The organism is Enterobacter cloacae complex sp. IR5459 (assembly GCF_049238005.1).
GTDB lineage: Bacteria > Pseudomonadota > Gammaproteobacteria > Enterobacterales > Enterobacteriaceae > Enterobacter > Enterobacter hormaechei_C.
In genome coordinates this window covers 463997-479771 of the sequence record NZ_JBMKIG010000002.1, presented here as the reverse complement: position 1 = coordinate 479771, position 15775 = coordinate 463997, and the positions used below count along the sequence as shown (strand labels likewise).

Below are 15775 nucleotides of genomic sequence, written 5' to 3'. Positions count from 1 at the left end.
TATGCTAAAGGCTCTTCTTATCACAGCGGTTAATGGAATCGGAATGAATAATAAAAAAAATCTTCTGGATATCAGGGATGTTGGCTTTCGTGTGGGTGATAACACCATCCTTCAGCACGTCGATTTTTGTCTCTCTCCGGGCGAATTTAAACTGATAACCGGTCCCTCCGGCTGCGGCAAAAGCACCCTCCTGAAAATCGTGGCTTCGCTACTGAGCCCAACGGAGGGAACCATCCTGTTTGCAGGAAAAGATATCGCCACGCTTTCACCGGAAAGCTATCGCCAGCAGGTGTCATACTGCGTGCAAACGCCGTCCCTGTTTGGCGACACGGTGTACGACAATCTGGTTTTCCCCTGGCACATCCGCAACCAAACGCCTGATCCGAAAAAGTTTACCGACGATCTGACCCGGTTCGGGCTTTCGCCGGAGACGCTGACCAAATCGATCGCCGAACTGTCGGGAGGGGAAAAGCAGCGCGTCTCGCTGATCCGTAACCTGCAATTCTTGCCGAAGGCGCTGTTGCTGGACGAAATCACCAGCGCGCTGGATGACGCTAACAAGCGCAACGTCAATGACATTATCCATCGCTACGCCCGGGAGCAGAATATTGCCGTGCTGTGGGTGACGCATGATTCAAATGAAATTACCCATGCGGATGATGTCATCACGCTCAGGCCGCAGGGCGGGAAAATGGAGGAGGCTCACCGTGGGTGAACATAACATAACTAACGAATCGCTGGCGCTGTCGATGGTCCTGGTGCTGGTGGCGATTGTGGTCAGCTACCGGGAAAAGCTGGGGCTGGAAAAAGATATTCTTTGGAGTATCGCCCGCGCGGTCATTCAGCTCATCATCGTCGGCTATGTGCTGAAATACATCTTCAACGTCAATCATGCCGTGCTGACCCTGTTGATGGTGCTGTTTATCTGCTTTAACGCGGCATGGAACGCGCAGAAACGCAGTAAATACATCGATAAAGCGTTCATTTCGTCGTTGATCGCCATCACTACCGGGACCGCGTTAACGCTGGCTGTGCTGGTGCTTTCCGGCTCGATAGAATTTACGCCGATGCAGGTGATCCCCATTTCCGGGATGATTGCGGGCAATGCGATGGTGGCGGTCGGGTTGTGCTACAACAATCTGGGGCAACGGTTCAGCAGTGAACAGCAGCAGCTTCAGGAGAAGCTAAGCCTTGGCGCGACGCCGAAGGTGGCCTCGGCGAGGTTGATCCGCGACAGCATTCGCTCTTCGCTAATCCCAACGGTGGATTCCGCCAAAACGGTGGGTCTGGTGAGCCTGCCGGGCATGATGTCGGGGCTGATTTTTGCCGGTATCGATCCGGTAAAAGCCATTAAATACCAGATTATGGTGACGTTTATGCTGCTCTCTACGGCGAGCCTGTCCACCATCATTGCCTGCTACCTGACCTATCGGAAGTTTTACAACGCTCGCCACCAGCTGGTGGTGACGCAGTTGAAAAAGACGGGGTAATATCTGCTTTTGTAGGCCCGGTAAGCGTTAGCGCCACCGGGCATTTTTTTGCTAGTAGAGCAACGCGTACAGCTGACGACGATATTTCGACGCCAGCGCGTCACCGGTACCCAGCGCGGCCAGGATCTCCTGGAACATCTTCCGAGCCTGTCCGTCTGCGGCGCCCAGGTCCTTCTGAAGATGGCTAAACAGCAGCTCCAGCGCCTCTTCGTTACGCCCCACCTGATGAAGCTGAAGCGCCAGCTGGCTTGCCAGCGCGGCATCCTGCGGGTTGTCCGCAACCTGCTGCTGAAGCTGTTGAATTTCAGGGGTATCCGCCGCCTGTTTCAGCAGGTCAATCTGCGCCACCAGACCCTGATAACGGGTATCCTGATCCTGCATCGGCACCGTTTTCAGCACGGCTTCCGCGTCTTCAGGGCGGTGCAGTGCAATCTGGGTCTCTGCCAGCAGCAGACCAATCTGGCTGTTCTGGTTCGACAGCTGCCAGGCGTCTTTTAACAGCGGCAGCGCCTCGTCGTACTTGCCTTCCTGCATTAGCGCCATGGCTTCCTGCGCTTTCAGCTCTTCTTCGCGCGGCAGGACTTTATCCAGCAGGGCGCGGATCGCCTCTTCGGGCTGCGGCCCCTGGAAGCCATCCACCGGCTGACCGTTCTGGAACAGGTAGACGGTTGGGATCGCACGCAGGCCAAACTGGGAAGCCACCATCGGTTCGGCGTCACAATCCAGCTTCGCCAGAATGAACTGACCATTGTACTGCGCGGCAAGGCTTTCCAGGACCGGCGTCAGTTGCAGGCAGTGTTGGCTGCGTTCAGACCAGAAGTAGAACAGCACCGGTTTAGTCATTGACTGTTCGAGCGTCTGTTGCAGGTTAGCTTCAGTTATGTTGACGATATTCTGTACGGACATGCGGCATTCTCTTTTATCGGTTTACTCTTTACATGGGGGTAAGCGTGGTCGCTTCAACTCAACCCTGCAAAATTTTGTCCATCATCCGCCCCGGCAGCAGGCGTTTCAACCAGCCGACGGCATGGGTCACCAGCGTGACCGGATAGCGCATTTTAGGGGTATCGCTCTCAAACGCGTGGCGCACTTTGGCAACGACGGCTTCTGGCCCAAGCGTAAAACGCGCCGCGATGCCGGGATTTTCGACCGGTTTGTCCGCCTGCGTCTGGTTAACGTTTTCCGTAAAGCGGGTGCGGATCGGGCCGGGTTCAATCAGGCTGACCTTAATACCGCTGTGGCGCAGCTCCATGCGCAACGCATCGGACCAGGCTTCAAGCGCATATTTACTGGCAGCGTAAGCCCCGCGGCCCGGCGTGGAGATCAGGCCCATCACCGAGGAGGTCATGACAATCCGCCCTTCGCCGTGCGGCAGCATGGCCGGGAGAAGGCGCATGGTAAGCTGATGCGCCCCGAAAAAGTTTGCGGAGAACTGCTGCTCCAGCTGTTCCCGTGAGAGAGTCTGTAGCGGGCCGTACACGCCGTAGCCCGCATTGTTGAACAGACCGTAAAGACGGTTGTTGGTCAGGGCGATAACCTCATCGGCGGCCTGCTCTACGCTCTCTGGCGAATCGAGATCCAGCAGAATGCCGGTAAATCCCAGCCCTCGCATGCGTTCGACATCCTCGGGTTTGCGGCAGGCTGCCAGCACCCAAAACCCCTGACGTTTCAGTTCAAGGGCGCTTTCAAGGCCAATTCCGCTGGAACATCCTGTTATTAAGACCGATTTTTGCATAACTTTACCTGTCAGGTTCTCAGCTGTTTGACGAGTCATGTTTTACTAAAGGAGCCAGCCGGGTTGCCATCCAGTCGGCAATAAACGGCTGGGCATCGCGATTGGGGTGAATGCCATCATCCTGCATCCACTGGGGTTTCAGATAGACCTCTTCCATGAAAAATGGCAGCAGCGGAATATCAAACTCTTTGGCAAGCTTAGGATAGATCGCGCTAAACGCCTCATTATACCGACGGCCGTAGTTAGCGGGCAGGCGAATTTGCATCAGCAGCGGCTGGGCATTGGCGGCCTTAATGGTCTGCAAAATGGTCCGCAGCGTTTGCTCCGTTTGCTGAGGCTGGAAGCCGCGCAAACCATCATTACCGCCCAGTTCGACCAGCACCCAACGCGGTTGATGCTGCTTAAGCAGGGCAGGCAGGCGCGATAAGCCTTGCTGCGACGTATCGCCGCTGATGCTGCCGTTCACGACAGAGGCCCGGGACTGCCATTTATCATTGAGCAGGGCGGGCCAGGCCGCACTGGCGGCCATACGATAGCCCGCGCTCAGGCTGTCGCCCAGAATCAATAACGTGTCCGCAGCCGCCGCGCGGAAGGTCATCAGCATCAAAAACAGGAAGGGCAAATGCCAGCGGAAAACATTGTTGAAGTTCATCGTCTTAAGAAGTCCGTCGGTCAGGGGGAACACGAGCTTTCCATCCTCACCGGAGTTGAACTCGTTGTCAAACGTGCCGAAACCATCGCCCTGATTGGTGAATCCGGTTCCGGTAAGTCCACGCTGCTGGCCATTCTCGCCGGTCTGGACGATGGCAGCAGTGGGGAAGTGAACCTGGTCGGCCAGCCCCTCCACGCGCTTGATGAAGAGGCCCGCGCCGCGCTGCGAGCCCGGCATATCGGGTTTGTCTTTCAGTCATTCATGCTGATCCCGACGCTGAACGCGCTGGAAAACGTTGAGCTACCTGGCCTGCTGCGCGGTGAAAATACCCGTGAAAGCCGCGATCACGCGAAGGCGTTGCTGGAACAGCTGGGGCTGGGAAAACGTCTCGACCACCTTCCGGCACAGCTTTCCGGCGGTGAGCAGCAGCGCGTGGCGCTGGCCAGGGCGTTTAACGGGCGCCCGGAAGTGCTGTTTGCCGATGAGCCAACGGGCAATCTCGACCGTAAAACCGGGGACAAAATTGCCGATCTGCTGTTTTCCCTCAACCGCGAGCACGGCACCACGCTGATTCTGGTTACCCACGACCCGCAGCTGGCCGCCCGCTGCGACCGCCGCCTGCGGCTGGTGAACGGTATTCTTCAGGAGGAAGCATGATTGCCCGCTGGTTCTGGCGCGAGTGGCGCTCGCCCTCGCTGCTGATTGTCTGGCTGGCGTTGAGCCTGGCGGTGGCCTGCGTGCTGGCGCTCGGTAGCGTCAGCGATCGTATGGAGAAAGGGCTTAGCCAGCAGAGTCGGGAATTTATGGCCGGAGACCGGGCTCTGCAAAGTTCTCGCCCCGTGCCGCCGGGCTGGATAGAGGAAGCGCGCAAAGAGGGGCTGAAAGTAGGGGAGCAGATCACCTTTCAGACCATGACCTTTGCGGGCGACACGCCGCAGCTTGCCAGCGTAAAAGCCGTGGATGACATCTACCCGATGTACGGTGACTTACAAACCAGCCCGCCGGGGCTAAAACCGACGGCCGGTACGGTCCTGCTGGCATCGCGACTGATGGCGCTGCTGAACCTGAAACCCGGCGACAGTATCGACGTCGGCGACGCGACACTCAAAATTGCCGGGGAAGTGGTGCAGGAGCCCGACTCCGGATTTAATCCGTTCCAGCTTGCGCCGCGCCTGCTGATGAACACCGCGGATGTGGCGAAAACCCACGCCGTCCAGCCGGGAAGCCGTGTCACCTGGCGGTATAAGTTTGGCGGAACGCCCGCTCAACTGGAGGCGTACGAAAAATGGCTCCTGCCGCAGCTCAAGCCGGAACACCGCTGGTACGGACTGGAGCAGGATGACGGGGCGCTCGGCAAATCTCTTGAGCGTTCTCAGCAGTTCCTGCTGCTGTCGGCGCTGTTAACCCTGCTGCTAGCCATTGCGGCGGTTGCCGTGGCGATGGGGCACTACTGCCGCAGCCGTTACGATCTGGTGGCGATCCTCAAAACCCTCGGCGCGGGCCGCGCGCAACTGCGCAAGCTGATTGTCGGCCAGTGGCTGATGGTGCTGGCGCTGTCGGCTCTGACCGGCGGGGCGATAGGGCTGCTGTTTGAAAAGCTGCTGATGGTGCTGCTCAAACCGGTACTGCCCGCCGCATTACCGCCTGCCAGCCTCTGGCCGTGGCTGTGGGCAATCGGCGCGATGACGACGATCTCCCTGCTGGTGGGGTTACGCCCGTACCGACTGCTGCTCGCCACCCAGCCGCTGCGCGTGCTGCGCCGCGATGTGGTGGCCAGCGTTTGGCCGCTGAAGTTCTACCTGCCGGTGATTATTGCGGTGGCGGTCGGGCTGCTGGCCTGGCTGATGGGCGGTAGTACGCTGCTGTGGGCGGTGCTGGCGGGCGCGGTGGTGCTGGCGCTGCTGTGCGGCGTAGTGGGCTGGATACTGCTTAATGTGCTGAGAAAGCTGACAGTTAAATCACTTCCCATACGGTTAGCGGTTAACCGACTGCTGCACCAGCCGTGGTCTACCCTCAGCCAGCTCTCGGCATTTTCGCTGTCGTTTATGCTGCTGGCGCTTCTGCTGGTGCTGCGCGGGGATCTGCTGGATCGCTGGCAGCAGCAGCTTCCGCCAGAAAGCCCGAACTATTTCCTGATCAACATCGCGCCCGAGCAGGTGACGCCGCTTAAGGGCTTCCTGTCCGAGCATCACATTATTCCCGAGTCGTTCTATCCGATCGTGCGCGCCCGACTGACGCAGATCAACGGCCAGTCGACGGAGGGAAATAAGGATGAATCGCTCAACCGCGAACTCAACCTGACCTGGCAGGCGAAACGTCCGGACCATAACCCGATCGTTGCTGGCACCTGGCCGCCGAAAGCGGGGGAAGTGTCGATGGAGGAGGGGCTGGCGACACGCCTGAACGTGAACCTCGGCGACAGCGTGACCTTCACCGGTGATACCCAGGATTTCACCGCCAAAGTTACCAGCCTGCGTAAAGTGGACTGGGAAAGCCTGCGGCCAAACTTCTTCTTCATCTTCCCGCCGGGTGCGCTGGACGGACAGCCCCAGAGCTGGCTCACCAGCTTCCGCTGGGAAAACGGCAACGGCATGCTGACGCAGCTTAACCGGGAATTTCCGACGGTGAGCCTGCTGGATATCGGCGCGATCCTTAAACAGGTCGGGCAGGTGCTGGAGCAGGTAAGCCGCGCGCTGGAGGTGATGGTGGTGCTGGTGACGATCTGTGGCATATTGCTGCTGCTGGCGCAGGTGCAGGTCGGCATGCGTCAGCGTCATCAGGAGCTGGTTGTCTACCGCACGCTGGGGGCCAGTAAACGGCTGCTGCGCGCCACGCTGTGGAGCGAATTTGCCCTGCTCGGGCTGGTGGCGGGCCTGGTGGCGGCCATCGGGGCGGAAACGGCGCTGGCGGTACTCCAGAGCAAAGTCTTCGACTTCCCGTGGGAGCCCGACTGGCGGCTGTGGCTCACGCTGCCCGTCTGCGGCGCCGTGCTGCTGTCCCTGTGCGGCGGCTGGCTCGGATCCCGGCTGTTGAAAGGTAAAGCGCTATTCCGCTAGTTTGTCAGCTAGTTTACTGACGTGATGATGACGCACCGGCATTTCTGCTGGTGCGTCATTGCTTAACGGCACAAATCGTTAATGCCCCTGCATTTAGTAGCACAAAACATTAAAAACCCGCCCACACAGCCCGAATTTTTCCGGTTAATATTCACCAGCTAAATATTTAGCAGCGTGTCTATCAAGGAAAAAGAATGACTATAAGAAAAACAGCGCTGGCGACAACGATCGGCGCAGCAGTGGCGTTGGCTTCTTTCGCATCTCAGGCGGAAATCACCCTTCTGAAACAGGATCCGCAGGCGGGTAACCCGCTGAGCCGCCTGAACTTCACCGTTGGCGGTAGTATTCGTCCTCAGTTCCAGAACATGACCGGCGATGACGGCAAAAACGGCTACAAGCGCAACGGCTTTGACGGCGGTACCCGCTTCCGTTTCGCGGCAGACTACTACCTGTTCGATGACATCAGCTGGATCACTTACTACGAGCTGGGTGTGAACATTCCGGCGCAGTTTAACTGGGATAACCACTACGCCGACGGCGCGCACGATACTTCACGCCGTATGCTCTACACCGGTCTGAAGAGCGACACCTGGGGTACGCTGACCTTCGGCCAGCAGAACAGCGTGTACTATGACGTGGTGGGCGCAAAAACCGATATCTGGGACTACGACATGATTGGTCAGGCGCCAGGTAACGGGATTAATGGCGACTACGACGGCTCTTACCGTTCACGCCAGATGCTGAAGTACAAGAAAACCGTGGGCGATGCTGACATCTACGCCTCTTACCTGTTTGAAGACAGCGAATACCTGCCGGGCAACGGCCTGCGCTACAAGCGTAAAGGCGGCGGTTCACTGGGTATCGATTATCACCTGACCACCGATCTGACCTGGGGCGCAGCGTGGAACTACACCCGCGCGGACATGCGTAACCCGGACAACGGCGACAGCAAATCCTACGACCAGAACATCCTTGGTACCGCCCTGAGCTGGACGCCGGATAACTGGACCTTCTCCGCAGGCGGCGGCTGGTATCAAAACTTCCTGACCACCAAAAAAGTGTCCGTTAACGACTACTTCGCCGGTGATGCATGGGGTATTGAATACTTTGCGGGTTACAAGTTCCCTGTTGGTCAGTATGCGGTGAAATCCATCCAGCCGTACTTCATGGGCGACCGTATCGAGTACGTGAATGGCCGTAACTACCAGCGCATCGACAACGGTGTGGGTATCAGCTTCCAGCTGGATTACGGTTTCCGCGTGGATTACGAACACGTGTTCACCTCCAGCACCGACAACCTGGGCGACATGAACCTGGTGCGTCTGCGTTACGACTTCTAAGTTGTCATGTAGGGTGCGGCCTGATGCCCTCACCCTGACCCTCTCCCACGGGGAGAGGGAAAAAACATTAAAAACGGCAACCCAGGTTGCCGTTTTGCTTTTACCTCGCCACCCGGCTTTATTTTTCAGCGATCGAGCCATTCAGCAATTTCTTCGTACGTCCCGCGATACACAATCTTCTCCGCCTTTTTCTCCAGCTGATAGCCGTACATCGGGTCGTAATAATCCTTCAGCAGCGGCACAAGCCAGCTGAAGTGCGCGTCAGTGCTGCCAGTACGCTGTTGCTCGACAAGCGCGGCATCCAGCAGGGCGGTAAATTCCGCGAAGCGTTGCAGCCCCAGACGGCGACGAATGGCGTACAGGCCGTGATGCAGATATTCGCTATACGCTTTCCAGCCCGCTTTCTCGCCGTAGGCAGCAGAAAAATCGGCCCACATATGGTCGAAATACTCTTCGCGCAGGCGCTCCAGGCGGTCTTCAAAGGGGTCTTCGACGACAACGACAGGGGCGTCAACCATGCGGTCGCGCAGGCATTCCGGCAGGTGGTTAGAGCCAATCATCCGGCCTTCATCTTCCAGCACCCAGCGCGCGGCGTCTTTTTTTAGCAGTTCGACGGCAAGGTGATTTTCAAAACTGGCCTGGGAAAGCTGCGGGGTGAGCGTGCGACCAAATGATGAGCCGCGATGGTGCGCCAGCCCTTCCAGATCGATGCCCTGCGCATGCTGCTTAACCAGCAGCGTTTTACCGTTTCCGGTACAGCCGCCGATAAGCACCATCGGTTTTTGTGACTGCTCAATGGTCACCTGAATCGCCGTCTGACGCAGGGCCTTATAGCCGCCGCGGATCAGCGGATAATCGATTCCCGCCTCTTTCAGCCAGGCCTGGGAGATGTGTGAGCGCTGGCCACCGCGCGCGCAGCAAAGGTAGCCCTCAGGATGGGCCAGGCTGGCTTCCCGCCAGGCGTTGATGCGCGCCTCTCGCGTCTCGCCGTTGACCAGGCTATGGCCGAGCGCCAGCGCGGCGTCCGGACCCTGGCGTTTATAGCAGGTGCCGACGGCGGCACGCTCGTCGTCGTTCATTAAGGGCAGGTTGAGTGCGGCGGGCATCGCACCCTGGGCAAATTCGATCGGCGCGCGAACGTCGATTAAAGGGGTATCGGACGCGAGGATCGCGCGATAGTCCGTTCCATCGTTCATGGTGATTCCAGAAGAAAACTGAGCAGCAATGGGCGGGAATTGTACGCCGGGGAAGGGGAAGGTCAACTCCCCGGCGGGGGATACTTACTTCAGTTTTGACTGCGCCCAGACAATGCCGCTCGCGTATTCTGGCGGCAGCAGGGGAACAATCGCTTCCAGCGTAGCGCTCAGGCGGTCCGTGTCGGTATCGTTCAGGTTCAGGTGGCCGACCTTACGCCCCGGACGTACCTCTTTGTCGTACCAGTGCAGGTGCACCAGCGGCAGCTTCAGCCAGTTGTAGTTCAGATCGGTGCCGATCAGGTTGATCATCACCGACGGGCTGGTCACCACCGGCTGCGGCAGCGGCAGGTCAGTGATGGCGCGCAGGTGCAGCTCGAACTGGCTGATGGAGGCGCCGTTTTGCGTCCAGTGACCGCTGTTGTGCACGCGCGGCGCAAGTTCGTTGATCAGCAGACCCGACGGCGTGACGAAACACTCCATCGCCATTACGCCCACATAGCCCAGCTCATGCATGATGGCAGAGAGCATTTCTTCCGCCTGCGCCTGCTGGTCAGCATTGGCCTGCGGGAAGGCGACGCTGGTGCGCAGAATCCCGTCCTGATGCAGGTTATGCGTTAGCGGGTAAAAAACGGTGTGCCCGTCATGCCCGCGCGCGCCAACCAGCGACACTTCACCGCTAAAGTTAATGCCCTGCTCAACGATGCACTCGCCGTAGCAGTCATCCGGCAGCTCGGCGGTGTCGTTCGCGCGCAGGCGCCACTGCCCGCGGCCGTCGTAGCCGCCGACGCGACGCTTCACAATCGCCAGGTCTCCCAGCATCGCAAAAACGTCATCCCACTCGCGCTTATCGGAAAGCAGCTGCCACGGCGCGGTCGCGAGGCCGAGCTTGTCGAACAGCTGCTTTTGCGTCAGGCGGTCGGCAATGATCGGAAACACGTCGCGGTTTACAAAGGCGTTATGGCGCGCCAGCTCGCGGGTCAGGGCGGTTTCCGGCCAGCGTTCAATTTCGGCGGTGATCACGCTCTGGTGGAACGGCACGGCTTCCGGCTCGGCATCCAGCCCGACGGGCCAGACGGCAATACCCAGCGGCTCACCGGCCTGACGCAGCATCCGGCCAAGCTGACCATTACCAAGAACGCAAACCTGCTTCATGCTGCACCCCGCGGATCCGGGTTATCCAGCACCTCGTCGGTCTGGGCTTTACGCCACTCCGCCAGACGCTGATGTAACTCTTTATCATGCGTCGCCAGGATCTGCGCGGCCAGCAGGGCGGCATTTGCCGCACCCGCTTTACCAATCGCCAGCGTACCGACAGGAATACCGCGCGGCATCTGGACGATAGAGTAAAGGCTATCAACCCCGCTTAACGCGGCGCTTTGCACAGGAACACCCAGTACCGGCACCAGCGTTTTGGCGGCAATCATGCCCGGCAGATGTGCTGCGCCGCCCGCACCGGCAATGATCACCGCGTAACCGTTCTCTTCGGCGCTTTCGGCGAAGCTGAACAGTTTATCCGGCGTACGGTGCGCGGAAACCACTTCGACGTGGTGCGGAACATTCAGGATTTCAAAGATTTCGGCGGCGAACTGCATGGTAGCCCAGTCGCTTTTGGACCCCATCACGATGGCGACACGCGCCGGATTATTGCGGGAAGACATGCGTCTTAAAACTCCTGTGGTGCGGAACACACTGCTTTCGAGGGCACAGAGAATAGCATGTAATACCGGCAAGGAAAACGGTTGCGTGGTCGGGAAATGGGCGAAAAGACGGGGAGGGTTAAAACGGGAAGGCGATCAGTTCAACACCTTCCGGCGTGACTTTGACCATCGATCCTTCGCTGTGCCAGGCCCCTAAAACCACGCGATGGGCGGGCTCGCCGTTGGCGATAAGGGAATGAACATCGGGACGATGGGTATGGCCATGGATCAGCCACTGAACGCGATGCTTCTCCATCACCTTCACCACCGCCTGCGGGTTGACGTCCATGATGGTCATCGATTTGCTGCTGTTGGCGGCCTTGCTGCCCGCGCGCATTCTGGCGGCGATGCGGTTGCGAATAAACAGCGGCAGGGCGAGGAACACTTTTTGGATCCACGGGGTGTGAACTTTGGCGCGAAACGCCAGGTAGCCGGTATCGTCAGTGCAGAGCGTGTCGCCGTGCATGATCAGAATATTGCGGCCATAGAGGTTTAGCACCTGCTCTTCCGGCAGCAGCGTCATGCCGCTCTCGCGGGCGTAGCGCTGGCCGATCAGGAAATCACGGTTGCCGTGAATGAAATAGCAGGGGACGCCGGAATCCACCAGCGTTTTAATGGCCGCAGCCATCTCACGGTGCAGCGGGTTCGGATCGTCGTCGCCAATCCAGGCCTCAAACAGGTCGCCCAGAATGTACAGCGCGTCGGCGTTTTTCGCTTCACCGCGTAAAAAACGCAGAAAACCGGCGGTTATCGCCGGTTCTTCTGTTTGCAGATGCAGATCCGCAATAAAGAGTGTCGCCACGAATTACTCGCTGACGGTCACGCTTGTAATCACAACGTCTTCTTTAGGAACGTCCTGGTGCATACCGCTGCGGCCAGTAGAAACGGCTTTGATCTTGTCGACCACGTCCATCCCTTCAACCACTTCTGCGAATACGCAGTAGCCCCAGCCTTGCAGACTTTCGCCAGAGAAGTTCAGGAAGTCGTTGTCCGCTACGTTGATGAAGAACTGTGCGGTTGCAGAATGTGGCGCCTGAGTACGGGCCATTGCCAGCGTACCACGGGTGTTTTTCAGGCCGTTGTTCGCTTCGTTTTTGATCGCTTCTTTCGTCTCTTTCTGGCGCATGCCAGGCTCGAAACCGCCGCCCTGGATCATAAAGCCGTTGATCACACGGTGGAAAATAGTGTTGTTGTAGAAACCTTCGCGGCAGTAGTCCAGGAAGTTTTTAACTGTTTCAGGCGCTTTGTCATCAAAGGTTTTGATTACGATATCGCCATGATTAGTGTGGAAAGTAACCATTTTTGCATCCTGTTCCGTTATTGTGGTGCGTCGACCCGTGCTCGGGTCACATATAGGGGCTTGTTATAGCATAACCACAGGACACGATCACCTTGCATTGTGTGCTGACCGTACTCCGAATTATGGGTATTATAAGGAACAAACAATCCACACACGTGTTTACATGGAATCTTCGATGTTAAAAATCTTTAATACAATGACGCGCCAAAAAGAGGAATTTAAACCTATCCATGCCGGGGAAGTCGGCATGTACGTGTGTGGTATTACGGTTTACGATCTCTGTCACATCGGCCATGGCCGTACCTTTGTCGCGTTCGACGTGGTGTCACGCTACCTGCGCTTCCTGGGCTACAACCTGAAGTATGTGCGCAATATCACCGACATCGACGACAAAATCATTAAACGTGCTAATGAAAATGGCGAAAGCTTTGTCGCGCTGGTGGATCGCATGATCGCCGAAATGCACAAGGATTTTGACGCCTTAAATATTCTGCGCCCGGACAGCGAGCCGCGTGCGACCCACCATATCCATGAAATCATTGATATCACCCAAAAGCTGATCGAGCGCGGTCACGCCTATGTGGCGGACAACGGCGATGTGATGTTCTCGGTGCCGACGGACCCAACCTACGGTGCGCTTTCCCGCCAGGATCTGGACCAGCTCCAGGCCGGTGCGCGCGTGGACGTGGTTGACGTGAAGCGTAATCCGATGGACTTCGTGCTGTGGAAGATGTCCAAAGCGGGCGAACCAAGCTGGCCATCACCGTGGGGCGAAGGGCGTCCGGGCTGGCACATTGAATGTTCCGCGATGAACTGCAAGCAGCTGGGCAACCATTTCGACATCCACGGCGGCGGTTCGGATCTGATGTTCCCGCACCACGAAAACGAAATCGCGCAGTCCACCTGTGCTCACGGCGGCGAGTACGTGAACTACTGGATGCACTCCGGGATGGTGATGGTTGACCGCGAGAAGATGTCGAAATCGCTGGGTAACTTCTTCACCGTGCGCGACGTGCTGAAGTATTACGACGCGGAAACCGTGCGTTACTTCCTGATGTCTGGCCACTATCGCAGCCAGCTGAACTACAGCGAAGAGAACCTGAAGCAGGCGCGCGCTGCGCTGGAGCGTCTGTATACCGCACTGCGCGGCACCGACAAGTCTGTTCCAGCCGCAGGCGGCGAGGCGTTCGAAGCCCGCTTCGTTGAGGTGATGAACGACGACTTCAACACCCCGGAAGCCTACTCCGTGCTGTTCGACATGGCGCGTGAGGTGAACCGCCTGAAGTCAGAAGATATGGCGGCGGCCAATGCGCTGGCGTCTCATCTGCGTAAGCTCTCTTCCGTGCTCGGCCTGCTGGAGCAGGAGCCGGATGTGTTCCTGCAAAGCGGCGCGCAGGCGGACGACGGCGAAGTGGCGGAAATTGAAGCACTAATTAAAGCGCGTCTGGAAGCGCGTCAGGCGAAAGACTGGGCGGCGGCGGATGCGGCGCGTAACCGTCTGACCGAGATGGGCATTATTCTGGAAGATGGCCCGCAGGGAACCACCTGGCGTCGTAAGTAATTTTCTCCTCACTCTAACCCTCTCCCACAGGGAGAGGGAATTGTTAGGTTTTCCCCCTCTCCACGTGGGAGAGGGCCGGGTGAGGGCATCAGCGCGCACGTTTTCTCCACCATAACATCCCCATCAGCACCATCCCCGGCAGCCACACCCACAGCAGTTCTGAGATAATGACCTCATGCCCGTATGGCGTGGTATAGCGCGACAGCGCAAACGGCGCGACCTTGATCACCTGCCACGGCGCAAAGAAGCGCTCATCTGACCACGGCCACAGCCAGCCGACGCCTTTCCCGCCGGTGGTGATCGAATCCAGCAGGCTGTGCGACAGCAATGACACGGTTAAAAACAGCCAGCAGCGCATCACGCTGGCCCTGAACCATCGTCGGCCTGCCAGCACGCAGAGTATCGGCACCACCAGGGCAAACAGTAGCGAATGAGTGAAACCGCGATGGCCGAAAATATTCCCGTAGGCAACACCGAATTTAAACGCCAGTACGTCGGCATCGGGCAGCATGGCGAGGACGATCCCGGCAAACAGCAGGCGGGGTGGGATGACGTTGGTTCCGAGCCCTAAGCCCAGACACAGAGGTACGGCAGCGTGGGTGATAACGGTAGGCATTGCATTTATCCATGGCAAATCATGGAAATATAGCAGTCATCTCGCGCTAAAAGACCCATGCTAAATTCTGATTTTACGCCGATTCCCGCGCGATAAGCTGCCCGGAGAGGGTTATGCGCTGCGTTTGCAGGTCCGGCTCTTTCAGCCTGCGGATCATCAGCCCTGCCGCCTGGCGGCCGGTCTCTTCGCTGGCAGACGAAACGTAAGTCAGTGACGGCGACGTGAGATTAACGTGGAGCATATCTTCAAAACCAATCAGCGCCACCTGCTGGGTTAAAAACACGTCTTTACCCACCGTGCGCCCCACCTGGTGAATACCTGAGATCGAACCGATCATCGCGTCCGGTGAATGGCAGAGCAGGGCGGTAATCGTGTTGTTCTTCTCCAGCAGCTGGCGAGTCGCCATGGCCGCCGCCTGCGTGTCATCGGTGCAGGCTGGAGAATATTCCTCACGCCAGATCAGACCGTTCTGCGTCATCGCGCTGCGAAAACCGAGCAGGCGCTGCTCGCGGATACGGCACCCGTCGCGCCCGCCAATATAGGCGATGGTGCGGTGCCCGCGTTCGATAAGATAACGCGCGGCCAGGTTCGCCGCCTGGCGGTTATCGCGCATCACCAGATTGCATTTCTCTTCCAGCAACGACTGCGAAACCGCCACAAGCGGCAGCGGGCAGTGGCGAATGTGTTCCGGGAGAGAGGCGGTGCGGGTGTCCGACGCCAGGTAGATGACGCCCGCCACGCCCTGCTGCTTAAACGAGAGCAGGGTACGCTCAAGATGTTCGCCGTCATTCAGCGGCTGACCGAGAAAAACCATATAACCCTGCTTCTCCAGCTCCTGAACGATACTCGCCATCACCTTGATGGAAAAGCTGTCGCTGAAGTCGCGCAGGATCAGGCCGATTAAGTTGGAGGTGTTGGCGCGAAGATTGGCAGCGGCGACGTTATGAACATAGCCCAGCGTTGTGATGGCGGCATTGACCTTCCCGATCGTCGCCTCTGAGATCTTCCCTTTCTGGCGCAGCACCAGCGAAACGGTAGAAACCGACACGCCCGCATGCTTTGCGACATCAATAATGCTGACTTTCTTCAAAACCGCTCCCTGAAATTTACCGATTATCAGCCAGATAAGAGG

The 15775-nt window shown here is 58.1% G+C and carries 16 protein-coding genes; 6 read left to right on the top strand and 10 right to left on the bottom strand.

Translation table 11 applies throughout. The features are described 5' to 3' along the window. Positions 1 to 43: 43 nt before the first annotated feature. Positions 44 to 715: an iron efflux ABC transporter ATP-binding subunit FetA gene (gene fetA, locus ACOTX4_RS05735; protein WP_015571235.1), complete on the top strand. Its 672-nt coding sequence runs from the start codon at positions 44 to 46 to the stop codon at positions 713 to 715. Then, positions 708 to 1490: an iron efflux ABC transporter permease subunit FetB gene (fetB, locus tag ACOTX4_RS05730; RefSeq protein WP_017383223.1), complete on the top strand. Its 783-nt coding sequence runs from the start codon at positions 708 to 710 to the stop codon at positions 1488 to 1490. The genes fetA and fetB overlap by 8 nt, the downstream gene beginning before the upstream one ends. A 51-nt stretch (positions 1491 to 1541) precedes the next feature. Here the strand turns inward: fetB and ACOTX4_RS05725 are convergent, their stop codons facing one another. From ACOTX4_RS05725 to tesA, 3 genes are read right to left on the bottom strand one after another with little or no spacing between them, the layout of a single operon-like run. Further along, positions 1542 to 2396, bottom strand: coding sequence for a co-chaperone YbbN (locus ACOTX4_RS05725; RefSeq protein WP_003858935.1), 855 nt, complete (start codon positions 2394 to 2396; stop codon positions 1542 to 1544). A 58-nt stretch (positions 2397 to 2454) separates the two neighbouring features. Beyond that, positions 2455 to 3264 (bottom strand): SDR family oxidoreductase, encoded by an 810-nt coding sequence (locus tag ACOTX4_RS05720; RefSeq protein WP_006809829.1) that lies wholly within the window; start codon positions 3262 to 3264, stop codon positions 2455 to 2457. Further along, positions 3245 to 3877 (bottom strand): multifunctional acyl-CoA thioesterase I/protease I/lysophospholipase L1, encoded by a 633-nt coding sequence (gene tesA / locus ACOTX4_RS05715; protein ID WP_003858933.1) that lies wholly within the window; start codon positions 3875 to 3877, stop codon positions 3245 to 3247. The genes ACOTX4_RS05720 and tesA overlap by 20 nt, the downstream gene beginning before the upstream one ends. Between tesA and ybbA the strand changes: the two genes are divergently transcribed. The 3 genes from ybbA to ACOTX4_RS05700 all read left to right on the top strand — a co-directional run bounded on the left by ybbA (position 3848) and on the right by ACOTX4_RS05700 (position 8273). Then, positions 3848 to 4534: a putative ABC transporter ATP-binding protein YbbA gene (gene ybbA, locus ACOTX4_RS05710; RefSeq protein WP_023315548.1), complete on the top strand. Its 687-nt coding sequence runs from the start codon at positions 3848 to 3850 to the stop codon at positions 4532 to 4534. The genes tesA and ybbA overlap by 30 nt on opposite strands. Then, positions 4531 to 6933, top strand: coding sequence for a putative ABC transporter permease subunit YbbP (ybbP, locus tag ACOTX4_RS05705; protein ID WP_045330187.1), 2403 nt, complete (start codon positions 4531 to 4533; stop codon positions 6931 to 6933). The genes ybbA and ybbP overlap by 4 nt, the downstream gene beginning before the upstream one ends. Positions 6934 to 7127: 194 nt before the next feature. Beyond that, positions 7128 to 8273: a porin gene (locus ACOTX4_RS05700; protein WP_022650515.1), complete on the top strand. Its 1146-nt coding sequence runs from the start codon at positions 7128 to 7130 to the stop codon at positions 8271 to 8273. Between the two features lie 125 nt (positions 8274 to 8398). Here the strand turns inward: ACOTX4_RS05700 and mnmH are convergent, their stop codons facing one another. From mnmH to ppiB, 5 genes are all read right to left on the bottom strand, one after another. After that, positions 8399 to 9469, bottom strand: coding sequence for a tRNA 2-selenouridine(34) synthase MnmH (gene mnmH, locus ACOTX4_RS05695; protein WP_045330185.1), 1071 nt, complete (start codon positions 9467 to 9469; stop codon positions 8399 to 8401). A gap of 84 nt (positions 9470 to 9553) precedes the next feature. Then, positions 9554 to 10621: a 5-(carboxyamino)imidazole ribonucleotide synthase gene (purK, locus tag ACOTX4_RS05690; RefSeq protein WP_003858922.1), complete on the bottom strand. Its 1068-nt coding sequence runs from the start codon at positions 10619 to 10621 to the stop codon at positions 9554 to 9556. Next, entirely contained in the window at positions 10618 to 11127 is a 510-nt protein-coding gene (gene purE / locus ACOTX4_RS05685; RefSeq protein ID WP_421635360.1) for a 5-(carboxyamino)imidazole ribonucleotide mutase, read from the bottom strand. Before purE ends, purK begins: the two co-directional genes overlap by 4 nt. A 118-nt stretch (positions 11128 to 11245) precedes the next feature. Then, a complete protein-coding gene (gene lpxH, locus ACOTX4_RS05680) occupies positions 11246 to 11968 on the bottom strand; it encodes a UDP-2,3-diacylglucosamine diphosphatase (protein ID WP_022650517.1) in 723 nt (240 codons plus the stop codon). A gap of 3 nt (positions 11969 to 11971) precedes the next feature. Further along, positions 11972 to 12466, bottom strand: coding sequence for a peptidylprolyl isomerase B (gene ppiB / locus ACOTX4_RS05675; protein ID WP_000256009.1), 495 nt, complete (start codon positions 12464 to 12466; stop codon positions 11972 to 11974). 175 nt (positions 12467 to 12641) lie between these two features. Between ppiB and cysS the strand changes: the two genes are divergently transcribed. After that, complete coding sequence (cysS, locus tag ACOTX4_RS05670; RefSeq protein ID WP_022650518.1) at positions 12642 to 14027, top strand: cysteine--tRNA ligase; 1386 nt, start codon at positions 12642 to 12644, stop codon at positions 14025 to 14027. An 88-nt stretch (positions 14028 to 14115) separates the two neighbouring features. On the opposite strand, the gene ACOTX4_RS05665 is transcribed toward cysS, so the two are convergent. Both ACOTX4_RS05665 and malI read right to left on the bottom strand, forming a co-directional pair. Next, positions 14116 to 14643 carry a metal-dependent hydrolase gene (locus ACOTX4_RS05665; protein WP_023324258.1) on the bottom strand — a complete coding sequence of 176 codons (528 nt, stop codon included), beginning with the start codon at positions 14641 to 14643 and terminating at the stop codon, positions 14116 to 14118. Positions 14644 to 14716: 73 nt separating this feature from the next. Next, positions 14717 to 15733, bottom strand: a complete 1017-nt coding sequence (gene malI, locus ACOTX4_RS05660; RefSeq protein WP_022650520.1) for a Mal regulon transcriptional regulator MalI — start codon at positions 15731 to 15733, stop codon at positions 14717 to 14719. Positions 15734 to 15775: the final 42 nt, after the last annotated feature.

What these genes read in the sequence shown, in the direction of transcription:
- fetA (WP_015571235.1), top strand. Translation starts at nt 44, where the DNA reads ATGAATAATAAAAAAAATCTTCTGGATATCAGGGATGTTGGCTTTCGT.
- tesA (WP_003858933.1), bottom strand. Translation starts at nt 3,877, where the DNA reads ATGAACTTCAACAATGTTTTCCGCTGGCATTTGCCCTTCCTGTTTTTG.
- purK (WP_003858922.1), bottom strand. Translation starts at nt 10,621, where the DNA reads ATGAAGCAGGTTTGCGTTCTTGGTAATGGTCAGCTTGGCCGGATGCTG.
- mnmH (WP_045330185.1), bottom strand. Translation starts at nt 9,469, where the DNA reads ATGAACGATGGAACGGACTATCGCGCGATCCTCGCGTCCGATACCCCT.
- cysS (WP_022650518.1), top strand. Translation starts at nt 12,642, where the DNA reads ATGTTAAAAATCTTTAATACAATGACGCGCCAAAAAGAGGAATTTAAA.
- purE (WP_421635360.1), bottom strand. Translation starts at nt 11,127, where the DNA reads ATGTCTTCCCGCAATAATCCGGCGCGTGTCGCCATCGTGATGGGGTCC.
- ybbP (WP_045330187.1), top strand. Translation starts at nt 4,531, where the DNA reads ATGATTGCCCGCTGGTTCTGGCGCGAGTGGCGCTCGCCCTCGCTGCTG.
- ACOTX4_RS05720 (WP_006809829.1), bottom strand. Translation starts at nt 3,264, where the DNA reads ATGACTCGTCAAACAGCTGAGAACCTGACAGGTAAAGTTATGCAAAAA.
- ACOTX4_RS05700 (WP_022650515.1), top strand. Translation starts at nt 7,128, where the DNA reads ATGACTATAAGAAAAACAGCGCTGGCGACAACGATCGGCGCAGCAGTG.
- ACOTX4_RS05725 (WP_003858935.1), bottom strand. Translation starts at nt 2,396, where the DNA reads ATGTCCGTACAGAATATCGTCAACATAACTGAAGCTAACCTGCAACAG.
- ybbA (WP_023315548.1), top strand. Translation starts at nt 3,848, where the DNA reads ATGCCAGCGGAAAACATTGTTGAAGTTCATCGTCTTAAGAAGTCCGTC.
- ppiB (WP_000256009.1), bottom strand. Translation starts at nt 12,466, where the DNA reads ATGGTTACTTTCCACACTAATCATGGCGATATCGTAATCAAAACCTTT.
- ACOTX4_RS05665 (WP_023324258.1), bottom strand. Translation starts at nt 14,643, where the DNA reads ATGCCTACCGTTATCACCCACGCTGCCGTACCTCTGTGTCTGGGCTTA.